The 12275-nt window shown below is 63.8% G+C and carries 10 protein-coding genes; 6 read left to right on the top strand and 4 right to left on the bottom strand.

The window, feature by feature from the left end; translation table 11 throughout:
* Nucleotides 1-449 precede the first annotated feature (449 nt).
* Together Q1V60_RS21620 and Q1V60_RS21615 are read right to left on the bottom strand one after the other, a co-directional pair.
* The gene (locus Q1V60_RS21620) at nucleotides 450-836 is read right to left on the bottom strand and encodes a hypothetical protein (protein ID WP_300634558.1); all 387 of its coding nucleotides are present in this window, start codon (nucleotides 834-836) and stop codon (nucleotides 450-452) included.
* 142 nt (nucleotides 837-978) lie between these two features.
* Complete coding sequence (locus Q1V60_RS21615) at nucleotides 979-1701, bottom strand: pirin family protein (protein WP_300634555.1); 723 nt, start codon at nucleotides 1699-1701, stop codon at nucleotides 979-981.
* 181 nt (nucleotides 1702-1882) lie between these two features.
* Between Q1V60_RS21615 and Q1V60_RS21610 the strand changes: the two genes are divergently transcribed.
* Both Q1V60_RS21610 and Q1V60_RS21605 read left to right on the top strand, forming a co-directional pair.
* On the top strand, nucleotides 1883-2833 hold the full coding sequence (locus tag Q1V60_RS21610; RefSeq protein WP_300634562.1) for a GlxA family transcriptional regulator: 951 nt from the start codon (nucleotides 1883-1885) through the stop codon (nucleotides 2831-2833).
* 149 nt (nucleotides 2834-2982) lie between these two features.
* Nucleotides 2983-4434, top strand: a complete 1452-nt coding sequence (locus Q1V60_RS21605) for a winged helix-turn-helix domain-containing protein (RefSeq protein WP_300634552.1) — start codon at nucleotides 2983-2985, stop codon at nucleotides 4432-4434.
* Here Q1V60_RS21605 and Q1V60_RS21600 read toward each other — a convergent pair.
* Nucleotides 4381-7152, bottom strand: a complete 2772-nt coding sequence (locus Q1V60_RS21600; protein WP_300634550.1) for a winged helix-turn-helix domain-containing protein — start codon at nucleotides 7150-7152, stop codon at nucleotides 4381-4383. The two genes, Q1V60_RS21605 and Q1V60_RS21600, sit on opposite strands and share 54 nt — an antisense overlap.
* Nucleotides 7153-7208: 56 nt before the next feature.
* Nucleotides 7209-7607, bottom strand: a complete 399-nt coding sequence (locus tag Q1V60_RS21595) for an AraC family transcriptional regulator (protein WP_300634547.1) — start codon at nucleotides 7605-7607, stop codon at nucleotides 7209-7211.
* Nucleotides 7608-7812: 205 nt separating this feature from the next.
* Between Q1V60_RS21595 and Q1V60_RS21590 the strand changes: the two genes are divergently transcribed.
* The 4 genes from Q1V60_RS21590 to ycaC all read left to right on the top strand — a co-directional run bounded on the left by Q1V60_RS21590 (nucleotide 7813) and on the right by ycaC (nucleotide 12092).
* Nucleotides 7813-8715 (top strand): LysR family transcriptional regulator, encoded by a 903-nt coding sequence (locus Q1V60_RS21590; RefSeq protein ID WP_300634544.1) that lies wholly within the window; start codon nucleotides 7813-7815, stop codon nucleotides 8713-8715.
* 306 nt (nucleotides 8716-9021) lie between these two features.
* Complete coding sequence (locus Q1V60_RS21585; RefSeq protein ID WP_300634541.1) at nucleotides 9022-9612, top strand: antibiotic biosynthesis monooxygenase; 591 nt, start codon at nucleotides 9022-9024, stop codon at nucleotides 9610-9612.
* Nucleotides 9609-11447: an amidohydrolase gene (locus tag Q1V60_RS21580; RefSeq protein WP_300634538.1), complete on the top strand. Its 1839-nt coding sequence runs from the start codon at nucleotides 9609-9611 to the stop codon at nucleotides 11445-11447. The genes Q1V60_RS21585 and Q1V60_RS21580 overlap by 4 nt, the downstream gene beginning before the upstream one ends.
* Before the next feature lie 27 nt (nucleotides 11448-11474).
* Nucleotides 11475-12092: an isochorismate family cysteine hydrolase YcaC gene (gene ycaC, locus Q1V60_RS21575; protein ID WP_169378382.1), complete on the top strand. Its 618-nt coding sequence runs from the start codon at nucleotides 11475-11477 to the stop codon at nucleotides 12090-12092.
* Nucleotides 12093-12275: the final 183 nt, after the last annotated feature.

Below are 12275 nucleotides of genomic sequence, written 5' to 3'. Positions count from 1 at the left end.
ATCGGAGACGAAAAAAAACCGGCTGATCAGGCCGGTTTGGGGTGCCCCTTCAACAGCAGGGGTTATACGCATCACTTTCAGCGCCGATGAAGAACGGCTCAAGGGCCTGTTCAAGCGCGTACCGCAACGGCTCTGGTATGCGCGGCATTTGAAGGTCAAGCGCCAAGCGTAAGGTTTACCCGCATACCTGTGGCGATGGAGCTTGCTCCCGCGACGGCCTCCCGGTCGACACGGGCTGTGTGAGTGGGCAGGTTCAGGACTGCTGCGCAGTCCAACGGGAGCAAGCTCCCTCGCCACAAGGTGAGGCGCCTGACACCCGCCCCTTGCCACAAAGTGAGGCGCCTTACACCCGCACGTTAGCGTTTGCAAACCTGCTTGAAAGCACAAATCGGAGACGAAAAAAAACCGGCTGATCAGGCCGGTTTGGGGTGCCCCTTCAACAGCAGGGGTTATACGTGGTTGCTCAGCAGACGTTCAGCACCGCCTTCAGCCAGGCCACGTTCCTGCAGACGATCCGCACCGCCTTCAGCCAGGCCGCGTTCCTGCAGGCGATCCGCACCGCCTTCAGCCAGGCCACGTTCCTGCAAGCGATCCGCACCGCCTTCAGCCGGGCCACGCTCCTGCAAGCGATCCGAACCGCCTTCAGCAAGGCCACGCTCCTGCAAGCGATCCGCACCGCCTTCAGCCAGGCCACGTTCCTGCAGGCGATCCGCACCACCTTCGGCAACGCGGGTTTCAATCAGACGATCCGCACCACCTTCGGCGACTACCGGGTGAGCGAAAGCGTTTGCAGCGAGTACCGAGAAAGCGAGGCTAAGCAAGAGTTGGCGTTTCATGGTGGTGTGCTCCGAGTGTTTTAGTTGGGTGCCGTTTGGCATGGGTTTGATGTTACGCGTCGCATTTTTTAAGAGAACTTCATTGGGCTGATGGTGACTATCGATGCCAACGATGGTCCTCTGCGGACCATCGCTGCGAGCGTCATGGCATCTGCGGCAGCTCATTGGGGCGCAGGTCAAACACCAGCACCTCGGCGTCCTCGCCATGGCTCAGGCGAATCTGGCGCTCGTCCCGTACTCGCACACCGTCGCCTTCCTGCAAGCGTTGGCCATTGAGCTCAACGCTGCCGCGTGCCACGTGGATGTAGGCGTAGCGATCCGGTTCCAGCTCCAGGCGGGCGCTTTCTTCGCCGTTGAACAGCCCGGCGTACACCCGCGCATCCTGGCGGACATTCAACGAGCCGTCGGCGCCATCCGGCGAGATGATCAACTGCAAGCGCCCGCGTTTTTGCGCCTCGCTGAAGTGCTCCTGCTGATAGCGCGGCTTGGCCCCGGCTTCGTTGGGCACGATCCAGATTTGCAGGAAGTGCACACCAAGGCGCTGGCTGTGGTTGAACTCGCTGTGGGCCACGCCGCTGCCGGCGCTCATCAATTGCACATCGCCGGGACGGATTACCGAGCCGGTGCCCAGGGTGTCCTTGTGTTCCAGGGCGCCTTCGAGCACATAGGAGAAAATCTCCATGTCGCGGTGCGGGTGCTGGCCGAAGCCTTTGCCGGCGGCGACGCGGTCATCGTTGATGACCAGCAGGTCGGAAAAACCCTGCTCCTTGGGGTTCCAGTAGTTGGCGAAGGAGAACGTATGAAACGACTTCAACCAACCGTGATTGGCGGCGCCGCGTTCGGAAGCTTTGCGAAGAGTCAGCATGGTCCATTCCTCAAGTGAGCGCGGGCTGCGATAGGCAGGGCGCTTGCGTTGAGAAGAAGATTAATGGTTAACGTGGAATTCATTAAGAAGATGGAATCTGAATAACTGTCCCTCATGGGTTGACAGTAAAAGGCGTGCCATAATGCCGCTCGCATTCCTTTTCGATGGACGTTTCCCGCCTATGAAAACCGTGGCCATGGCGCTATTTCCGGACTTCCTGCTGCTCGACATGGCCGGGCCGCTTGAGGTGTTTTCGATTGCCAACCGCTACTTGCCGGCGGCCGACCACTACCGAATCCTGACCGTCGGCACTGAGCCCGGCCCGCTGCGTGCGTCCAGCGGCGTGATGGTCCAGACCGATCTGCTGTTGGAGCAGGCCCAGACGGCCTACGACCTGCTATTGGTGCCGGGCGGCCCGGGTGCCTATAACGAATGCCATCCGGCGCTGCTGCCCTGGCTGAAGGCGATGGCGCCGCGGGCGAAGCGTTTCGGTTCGATCTGCACCGGCGCCTTTGTGCTCGGGCATGCCGGCTTGCTTGACGGCCACCGCGTGACCACCCATTGGCACTACACCGAGCGTTTGATCAAGGCGTTCCCCAACGCCATCGTCGAAACCGATCGCATCTACTTGCAGGACCGGCGCCTGATCACCTCGGGTGGCGTCACGGCCGGTATCGACCTGGCCCTCTGGGTAGTCGCCCAGGACCACGGCAAGCAAGTGGCGGTGGACGTGGCCAAGGTGTTGCTGGTGGTAATGAAACGCCAGGGTGGCCAGGCCCAGTTCAGCCCGATGACCGCCGCCGTGGCGCCCCAGGAAACACCGATAACCCGCGTGCAGCACCACGTGCTGGCTCATCTCGAACAAACCTTCACCATTGAGTCCATGGCCGAAATGGCCGGCATGAGCGCGCGCCACTTTGCGCGACTGTTCGCCAAGGAAGTGCAGATGACACCCATGGCGTTCTTGCAAGGGGCGCGCATCGACCGTGCCCGGCAGCTGCTGGAAACCACCGACTTACCGCTCAAGACCGTGGCTTTCCACGCCGGCTTCGGCAGCGTGCGGCATATGCGCTTTCTGTTCAGTGAAAAGCTCGGCCTGAACCCTACCCAATACCGACAACAGTTCAGTTAACGACAAAATGTCCGTCTGAGGCACCCAATTGTCCGTATCGCTCCCCGTGCCAGCATTGTCCTGTCATCGCTAGCTGGCAAGATACCGTCGAGCCCACGGAAAAGGTTGCGCAGGCACTCAAGCACGGGTGTTTCAGCGCTGTTACGGACATGAATCATTCTGCGGCGGTGAGCTTCGGCCCCTACACCTTTCATCGGCAACAGCGCCTGGTCAGCAAGGCAGGCTGGCCGGTGCCGTTGGGCGGTCGCGCCTTGGATATTCTCGCGGTGCTGCTGGAAACACCGGGGCAATTCATCAGCAAGTCGACCTTGATCGAGCGGGTCTGGCCCAACAGCGTCGTCGAAGACAACAACCTGCGCGTGCACATTGCCGCGTTGCGTCGCGCCCTCGATGTGCAACGGTTGATCCTCAATCACCCGCAGCGCGGGTACTGCTTTGCCGCGCCCGTGCAGGGCACGCTGCCGACGCTGCTGCCACAGCACAATCTGGCCGCGCGGCTCAGCCCGGTGGTCGGTCGCGATGAACTGGTGAGCGTGCTGGTGCGGCGCATCGCCAGGCAACGGCTGCTGACCCTGACGGGCGTGGCCGGCGTCGGCAAAAGCACCGTGGCCCTGGCCCTTGCCGAGCGCGTGTTGCCACGCTATCGCGACGGGGTGTGGTGGGTCGACGTGACCTGCCTGCGCGCTGCCAGCGACCTGCTCGGCCATCTGGCCACGCTATTGCAACTGGCCCCCGCCGCCGGCCTCGAAGAGCTGTGCCGGCGCTTGGCCTCGCGTCAGTTGCTGCTGGTACTCGATGGGGCGGACCTGCTGCTGGGTGCCTGTCGCAAGCTGGTGCGCGCGCTGCACCAGAGGGCGCCCGAGGTCAGCGTGCTGATCAGCAGCCGCGAGGCCTTGTTGGCGCCTGGCGAATGGGTGGTGCGCGTGCCGCGGCTGAGCGTGCCGTCACCGTCGACGTTGGGCAGTGTCGAACAGGCCATGGCCTGCCCTGCGGTGCAACTGTTCGTCGCGCGCGCGCGCGCCAGTCAGCAGGGGTTTGTATTGCGGCCCCAGGAATTGAAGCCGCTGCGAGATATTTGCCGGCGCTTGGACGGTATCCCGTTGGCCCTTGAATTGGCGGCCGCCCAAGTCGACGCGCTGGGCATCGGCGGTGTGCAGAGGCAATTGTGCACAGGCTTGCACGGGCTGATGCGCGGTCGCCGCACGGCGGTCGAGCGCCATCGTTCACTGACGGCGGCGCTGGACTGGAGCTACCAGCGCCTGAGCCTGCCGGAGTGCTGGCTGTTTCTGCAGCTTGGCTTGTTCAAGATGGCGGTGACCCTGCCCACCCTGAGCGACATGGTGACCGGTACCGAGCTTGAACACGCCGACCTGTCTCACCTGTTGGCGCGTCTGGTCAACACCTCGCTGCTGAGCGTCGAGCCCGGCCTGGGCCCGACGCGCTATCGCCTGCTCAATTGCGTGCGCAGCTACGCCCTGGCGCAACTGCGCGACCCGCATCAGGTCGAGCGCCTGCAGCAAGGCTACGGCCATTGCCTGGGCGCGCCTTCAGGCCGGCCGTTTGTCCTGCAACTGGTCGAGCAGGCGGCTTACGCGCAGTAGGTCCTGGGTAGCGAAGCCTTCGGTAAATCGGGCGTAGAGTGGGTCCAGCAGGTCGAGGGCGGCCTGCTTGCGGCCTTGCTGTTGCCACTGTTGCGCAAGGCTGCCGGCACACCGCAGTTCCCAGGCCAGGGCACCTTGCTGGCGCGCCAGGCCAAGGGCTTCGAGCAGCAGCGTTTCAGCGCGATGGGTATCCCCTTTGAGCATTGCCTGCGCGGCGTACACCCGCATGATCTCCGGGGCGCACCAGCCCGCCGCGCCGCTGCGCGCGCGCTCCATACCCGCCTCATCGACTTGATTCATGCCGAAGGTCACCAGGGTGTCCTCGATCAGTCCCAGGCCCTGCAAATCCGGGTTGCCCAGGGTGCCGGCGTAGTGCCCGGCCCAGGTCTGGAACAGTTGCACCGAATGCTTGTGCGACTGCTCCAGCAGCAGGCGTTGCATGGCGTGCGCCTCGTCTTGGTCGCCGTTGTAGCGGGCAATCACCACACCGGCCAGGGCCAGGGTGTAGCAGATCGATGTGCCGTGGTTGATCTGCAGCGCCAGTTCCAGTGCCTGGCGGGCGGTGCGCCAGGCGCGTTCGGGAAAGCCCTGCAACCACAGGACCCGCGCCAGCACGGTCAAGGACGCGACGCTCTGGTCGTATTGCACGCCGACACCGTGGGCGAAGCGGTTCACGTGGCCGCCGTGGCTCATGCGTTGCAGCACTTGCTCGGCATAGTGGCGGGCCAGGGCCTGGTTGCCGGTGTAATGCTGGGCCAGGGCGCGCAATCGTTGGGCGCTCAGGTCCAGCAGCGGCTCGGTGCGCGGGTCGAGGCGATCAAATTGCAGGCTTTGTTGCAGCGCTTGGCCATAGCGCCCGGCGCACAGGTTCACCGCCATATGCCCGGAGACCGCGCGCAACTGGCCGGCAAGGTCCTGGCGCTCTTCGGCCAGGCGCGCAGCACCGACAAACGCCGCGATGGTCTGGGGCGCGGCACCGAGGGCGTGGTAGGAGAGGCTGCCCAGGGCCAGTTGCAGCTGCAGGGTCAATTGCGTACAAGGCGCTTCGACCTTATTGATCAGCGCCAGCGCCTTGTCCACATAACCGGCGTGCTCACGCAGCAACGACAGTTCTTGCCACAGGGGCATCGCGCTGACCGTCAGGCGGATCGCCAGCAAGTGCCCCGCGTCGTCGGCAAACCCCCAGTCGAGCGCGGCCCGCACGTCTTCGCGCAGCGGTGCGTAGCGCTCGATCCAGGGCTGTGTGGCGATCAGCTCCCAATCCTCCTGGGCCTGTTCCATCAGTGCCAGGCAGCGTGCCGCGTGGCGCTCGCGCGTGGCTTGCAGCTCACCCGCGAGGCTGAGCTTTTCCAGGGCGTAGGTGCGGGTGATGTCGAGCAGGCGATAGACCATCTCGTCGTCACTGGCGTCCACATTCAGCAACGACTTGGCCACCAGTTGGGTAATGGAACCGAGCACTTCGGCCGGGGCGATGTGTTGCCCGGCGATCACCGCCGCCGCGCTGACCAGGCTGAAGCCCCCGCGAAAGACCGCAAGCCGGCGCAAGCAGATTTTTTCGCATTCGGTGAGCAGGTCAAAGCTCCAATCAAGGGTGGCCCGCAGGGTTTGGTGGCGGGGCAGGGCGCTGCGCCGTCCTCGGGTCAGCAGGCGGAAGTTGTCTTCCATCTGCACCAGCAGCCCCGACAAGCCAAAACGCTCGATCTGCGCGGCCACCAGCTCGATCGCCAGGGGAATGCCGTCCAGGCGCTGGCAGATATCAATCGCCAGCGGCAGTTCGGCGTCGCTGAGGGCAAAGCTGTCCTGGTGGGACATGGCCCGCTCGATCAGCAATTGCATGGCCGGGTAACCCAGGGCCTGGGCGCGGTTGCCGCTGGCGGGCGGGCAGGTCAGGGGTTCCAGGCGTTGCACGGATTCGCCTTCGGCGCGCAGGGCTTCGCGGCTGGTGGTGAGAATGTGCAGGTGCGGCGCGTAGCGCAACAGGGTTTCGCTGATCAGGGCGATGTCGTCGAGCAGGTGCTCGCAGTTGTCGATCACCAGCAGCATCTGCCTGGATTGCAGGCTGCTGGCGAAACTGGCCAGCGGCGCATTTTCGCCCGGTGTGACGCCAAGCAGGGCGGCGAGGTTGGGCAGGATCATCGAGGCGGCACTGAGCGGCGCAAGGTCCAGCAGGTGTATACCGTCGCGGTAATGCCCGATCAGCAACTCGGCGACGCGCAGGGCGACGGTGGTCTTGCCGATGCCTCCGGCGCCGGTCAGGGTGATGAAACGTTGCTGCGGCAGTTGCTGCACCAGGGCGTCGATCAGCGCCTGGCGGCCGATCATTCGCGTGCGTCGCAGCGGCAGGTTATGGCTCGGGCGTTGGGGCGCGCCGTCGGTAGGTAGCGTCATCGGTTCGATGCTCAGTGGCGCGACAAAACTGTAGCCGCGCTGGGCGACCGTGACGATATAGCGCTGCCCGGCCTGGCCGTCGCCCAGGGCCTTGCGCAGCGCGGCCATGTGTACCCGCAAGTTGCCGTCTTCCACCACGCTTTTGGGCCAGACCCGCGCGATCAGTTCCTGCTTGCTCACCACATTGCCGGCGTGCTCGAGCAGGATCAGCAGAATGTCCACCGCCCGCCGACCCAGGCGCAGCGGGCGACCGGCCTCCAGCACCAGGCGCTGGCGCGGATGGATGCGGTAGGGGCCGAAATGCACGGCCTGGTCGCTCAAATCATTCATGCTGTGAAGGTTCTGGAGTGAAGGGTGGCCAGCATATTCCAGGTGCTTCAAGACCACTAGGCGGCAATCACTTCAGGCTTGGGCCGCGAGTGGTGGTTTCGCCAGGTCATCGGGTTAACGCCCTCGCTGCGGGTGAATATATGACAGAAGTGCGCCTGGTCGCAGAAGCCACATTCCAGGCTGATCTGGGTGAGGCTCAGGGACGAGCTGGTGATCAGTTCCTTGGCGCGCAGGATACGTTGCCGGCGAATCCATTCCTGGGGCGAGACCCCGGTGGAGCATTTGAACGCGCGGGAAAAATGGCTGCGCGACAAGGCGCACGCCTGGGCCAGCTCGGCGATGCTCAGGCTTTCGCCGAGGTTGGCGAGAATCAGTTGCTTGGCGATACGCTCGCGCCGGCTGCACAGGCCTCCGGTGGCGGCTAGACGAGGGGCATATTGCTCGAGTCGGGCCATGACAAATATCCGTAGTCGATGGGAGCGTTCCCGGTGAATGGATGCAGTGTAGACGCCGCTCATCTTGTTGCCGGACCGCCTGGCTGACGAGTTAATCGTTGTTAATTTTGCCAAGTGCGAGCGTGGAAAAGACAGCACAGGTATGCAATCCCGAGTGTTCCGGGCATGCTTCCCTGACCCCATTGCAAACCGTCTGGAAACCGCCATGAACCGCAACGACCTGCGCCGCGTCGACATGAACCTGCTGGTGATTTTCGAAGCCCTGATGTTCGAAAAAAACCTGACCCGGGTCGCCGAGAAGCTCTTTATGGGCCAGCCGGCGGTGAGTGCGGCACTGGGGCGCCTGCGCGATTTGTTCGACGACCCGTTGCTGCTGCGCAACGGTCGCGGCATGGAACCCACGCCACGGGCGGTGGCGATACTCAAGGAGCTGCAACCGGCCATGGACACCATTTCAGGCGCCGTCAGCCGCGCCAAGGATTTCGACCCCTCCACCAGCTGCGCGGTGTTTCGCATTGGCCTGTCCGACGATGCCGAGTTCGGGCTGTTTCCGCCGTTGCTCAGCCGCCTGCGCGAAGAGGCGCCAGGCATCATCGTGGTGGTGCGCCGGGCCAATTACCTGTTGATGTCGTCGCTGCTGGCCAGTGGTGAAATTTCGGTGGGGGTGAGCTACACCACCGAACTGCCGGCCAACGCCAAGCGCAAGAAGCTGCGCGATATTCCCTGCAAGGTGCTGCGCGGGGATGACGGCGAGGCGCCCCTGACCCTGGACGATTATTGCGCCAGGCCCCATGCGATGGTGTCGTTCTCGGGCGACCTGAGCGGCAATATCGACCTTGACCTGGCACGTATCGGCCGCTCGCGGCGGGTGGTGCTGGCGGTGCCGCAGTTCAGCGGGTTGCGCGCATTGCTGGCGGGTACGCAGATCATCGCGACGGTGCCGGATTACGCGGCGTGCGCCTTGACCGAGGGCACTCGCCTGCGGGCCGAGGACCCGCCGTTTGCGATTGATGCGGCAGAACTGTCGATGGTGTGGAGCGGGGTGCATGACAATGACCCGGCCGAGCGCTGGCTGCGGGGGAAGATTGCCGAGCACATGGCAGCCTAGGTATCGACACAACGTCGGGTGCGGCGCTGAGCCTGTGGCGAGGCAGCTTGCTCCCGTGGCGGCCTGGCAGCTTATAGCTCTGCGCCTGACGCCCCGCGATCCGAATGTGGAGCTGTTTTGCATGCGGAGGCGACCTGACAGCCGACCCGCATGGTGGGTTGGTTCGAGTACATCTCCATTGTTCAGGTAGCGGCCGCTATGGGTTCCCCCCCACAAAAGCCCAAACAGCACATACATCCAATTCCCCACACCCCCCAGCCCGGCAAACTCCCTCCATCGCTCAATCCTGCGGGGGAACACCCAATCATGGACCCAACACCCAAAACCAGCGCCGACGAAGTCGTCACGCTGGTCGTCAAACACCGGGTCAAACCCGGCCGCGAAACCGAGTACGAAGCCTGGCTGCGTCGCATCGTGCGTATCGCCGGCGAACGCCCCGGTCACCTTGGCGTCGACGTGGTGCGCAGCCGACAGAGCGGCATGGCCCTGTTCACGTGCGTCCTGCGCTACCGCTCCACCGACGCCCTGGAGTTGTGGCTCGACTCCCCGCAACGTCAAGCCCTGATCGACGAAGCCGCACCGATGCTGGCGGACGGCGACCAGACGGAAATCGGCGCCGCCAATGAATTCTGGTTCTCGCCCCAGCCCGACGGCGCCGCCAAGCCGCCGCGCTGGAAGCAAGCAGTGGTCAGCCTGTTTGTGATCCTGCCGCAAACCTTGCTCCTGCCGTTTATCTGGGGGCCGATCCTGCGGTTGCACCCGTTTCTGTCCAACTACGTGGTGTCCACCTTCCTGGTCACCCTCACCATCGTACTGCTGGTGGTTTACCTGCTGATGCCGGCGGCCACCCGTCTGTTCGCTCCCTGGCTTGAAGCCTCTGTAAAGGAAACCCTATGAACGCCGATCTGATTCTGTTCAATGGCCAGTTCCACACCGTGGACCGGGAAAACCCTCACGCCAGTGCCGTCGCCATACGTGACGGGCGCTTCGTCGCCGTGGGGACCGACGGCGAAGCCATGGCCCTGCGCGGTAGCGCCACCCAGGTCATCGACCTCAAGGGCCGCACCGTGATTCCCGGCCTCAACGACTCGCACCTGCACCTGATCCGCGGCGGGCTGAACTACAACCTCGAGTTGCGCTGGGAAGGCGTGCCGTCCCTGGCCGATGCCTTGCGCATGCTCAAGGACCAGGCCGACCGCACCCCCACACCGCAATGGGTGCGCGTGGTGGGCGGCTGGAACGAATTCCAGTTTGCCGAAAAGCGCATGCCTACCCTGGAAGAACTCAACCAGGCCGCGCCGGACACCCCGGTATTTGTGCTGCACCTGTATGACCGCGCCTTGCTCAACCGTGCGGCATTGCGCGTGGCCGGTTACACCAAGGACACGCCGAACCCGCCGGGCGGCGAAATCGTGCGCGACAGCAACGGCAACCCCACCGGCATGCTGGTGGCGCGGCCTAATGCGATGATTCTGTACTCGACGCTGGCCAAAGGTCCGAAACTGCCGCTGGAATATCAGGTCAACTCCACCCGCCAGTTCATGCGTGAACTCAATCGCCTGGGCCTCACCAGCGCCATCGATGCCGGCGGCGGTTTCCAGAACTATCCCGACGACTACGCGGTGATCGAGCAACTGGCCCGCGACCAACAGTTGACGGTGCGCATCGCCTACAACCTGTTCACCCAGAAGCCCAAGGAAGAACTCAGCGACTTCAAGAACTGGACCGGCAGCGTCACCCTGCATCAGGGCGATGACTACCTGCGCCACAACGGCGCCGGCGAGATGCTGGTGTTTTCGGCCGCCGACTTCGAAGACTTCCTCGAACCGCGCCCGGACCTGCCGCTGACCATGGAACAGGAGCTGGAACCGGTGGTACGCCACCTGGTGGAGCAGCGTTGGCCGTTCCGCCTGCACGCCACGTACGACGAGTCGATCTCGCGCATGCTCGACGTGTTCGAAAAGGTCAACCGCGACATTCCGTTCAATGGCCTGCCGTGGTTCTTCGACCACGCCGAGACCATCACCCCGAAAAACATCGAGCGCGTGCGTGCCCTTGGCGGCGGCATCGCAATCCAGGACCGCATGGCGTTCCAGGGCGAATACTTCGTTGAGCGCTACGGCGCCAAGGCCGCCGAGGCCACGCCGCCGATCAAGCGCATGCTCGCCGAAGGCGTGCCGGTCGGCGCGGGCACCGACGCCACGCGGGTGTCGAGCTACAACCCGTGGACCTCGCTGTACTGGATGGTCAGCGGCCGCACCGTCGGTGGCCTGGAACTGCACGCCGAGGGCTTGCCGCGCCTCACCGCATTGGAGCTGTTTACCCACGGCAGCGCCTGGTTCTCGTCCGAGCAGGGCAAGAAAGGCCAGATCAAGGTGGGCCAGTTGGCGGACGTTGCGGCGTTGTCGGCGGATTTTTTCAGCGTTGATGAAGAAGCCATCAAGTGGATCGAGTCGGTGCTGACCGTGGTCGGCGGCAAGGTGGTCTATGGCGCCGGCGACTTTGAAGATTTCGCGCCACCACGGGTGCCGGTGCTGCCGGACTGGTCACCGGTGGTCAAGGTACCGGGGCACTGGCGCCCAAGCTCGCCGATGCAGGCCCAGGTGCACCAGTGCAGCGGCCCCTGCGGCGTGCATGCCCACAGCCATGAAAAAGCCCGCCTTTCCAGCGTGCCGGTCAGCGACTTCCAGGGCTTCTGGGGTGCGTTTGGCTGTTCGTGCTTTGCCTTCTGATTTTCACTACCCAAAGGAGTTACCCGCATGACTTACTCGCGCTTGAACAAAGATGATGCTGTCGTACTGTTGGTTGATCACCAGACCGGCCTGATCTCGCTGGTGCAGGATTTCTCCCCCAACGAATTCAAGAACAACGTGCTGGCCCTGGCCGACGTGGCGAAGTTCTTCAACCTGCCGACCATCTTGACCACCAGCTTTGAATCCGGCCCCAACGGCCCGCTGGTGCCAGAACTCAAGGCACTGTTCCCGGACGCGCCGTACATCGCCCGCCCTGGTCAGATCAACGCCTGGGACAACGAAGATTTCGTCAAGGCCGTCAAGGCCACCGGCCGCAAGCAGATCATCATTGCCGGTGTAGTGACCGATGTGTGCGTCGCTTTCCCGACCCTGTGCGCCCTGGCCGAAGGCTTCGAAGTGTTCGTGGTCACCGACGCCTCCGGCACCTTCAACGAAACCGTACAACAAGCTGCCTGGGCGCGTATGACCGCTGCCGGTGCCCAACTGGTGAACTGGTTCTCCGTTGCCTGCGAGCTGCAGGTTGACTGGCGCAACGACATGGAAGGCCTGGCCAACCTGCTGTCGCCGCGCATCCCCAACTACCGCAACCTGATGAACAGCTACTCGGCGTTCACGGCCAAGTAATCTGCTCTCAAGCACACTGCAATACCCCTGTGGGAGCGGGCTTGCTCGCGAATACGGCGTGTCAGTCGACAGATTAATTGACTGACCCACCGCATTCGCGGGCCAGCCCTAATGCCAGTCAGTTAAGACAGAACCGGTCTCTGTGGCGAGGGAGCTTGCTCCCGCTGGACTGCGTAGCAGTCC

It is taken from the genome of Pseudomonas sp., from assembly GCF_030147005.1.
Classification (GTDB): domain Bacteria; phylum Pseudomonadota; class Gammaproteobacteria; order Pseudomonadales; family Pseudomonadaceae; genus Aquipseudomonas.
This window is presented reverse-complemented; position numbering and strand designations above follow the sequence as displayed.

What these genes read in the sequence shown, in the direction of transcription:
- Q1V60_RS21605 (WP_300634552.1), top strand. Translation starts at nt 2,983, where the DNA reads ATGAATCATTCTGCGGCGGTGAGCTTCGGCCCCTACACCTTTCATCGG.
- Q1V60_RS21600 (WP_300634550.1), bottom strand. Translation starts at nt 7,152, where the DNA reads ATGAATGATTTGAGCGACCAGGCCGTGCATTTCGGCCCCTACCGCATC.
- Q1V60_RS21615 (WP_300634555.1), bottom strand. Translation starts at nt 1,701, where the DNA reads ATGCTGACTCTTCGCAAAGCTTCCGAACGCGGCGCCGCCAATCACGGT.
- Q1V60_RS21590 (WP_300634544.1), top strand. Translation starts at nt 7,813, where the DNA reads ATGAACCGCAACGACCTGCGCCGCGTCGACATGAACCTGCTGGTGATT.
- Q1V60_RS21585 (WP_300634541.1), top strand. Translation starts at nt 9,022, where the DNA reads ATGGACCCAACACCCAAAACCAGCGCCGACGAAGTCGTCACGCTGGTC.
- Q1V60_RS21610 (WP_300634562.1), top strand. Translation starts at nt 1,883, where the DNA reads ATGAAAACCGTGGCCATGGCGCTATTTCCGGACTTCCTGCTGCTCGAC.
- Q1V60_RS21595 (WP_300634547.1), bottom strand. Translation starts at nt 7,607, where the DNA reads ATGGCCCGACTCGAGCAATATGCCCCTCGTCTAGCCGCCACCGGAGGC.
- Q1V60_RS21580 (WP_300634538.1), top strand. Translation starts at nt 9,609, where the DNA reads ATGAACGCCGATCTGATTCTGTTCAATGGCCAGTTCCACACCGTGGAC.
- Q1V60_RS21620 (WP_300634558.1), bottom strand. Translation starts at nt 836, where the DNA reads ATGAAACGCCAACTCTTGCTTAGCCTCGCTTTCTCGGTACTCGCTGCA.
- ycaC (WP_169378382.1), top strand. Translation starts at nt 11,475, where the DNA reads ATGACTTACTCGCGCTTGAACAAAGATGATGCTGTCGTACTGTTGGTT.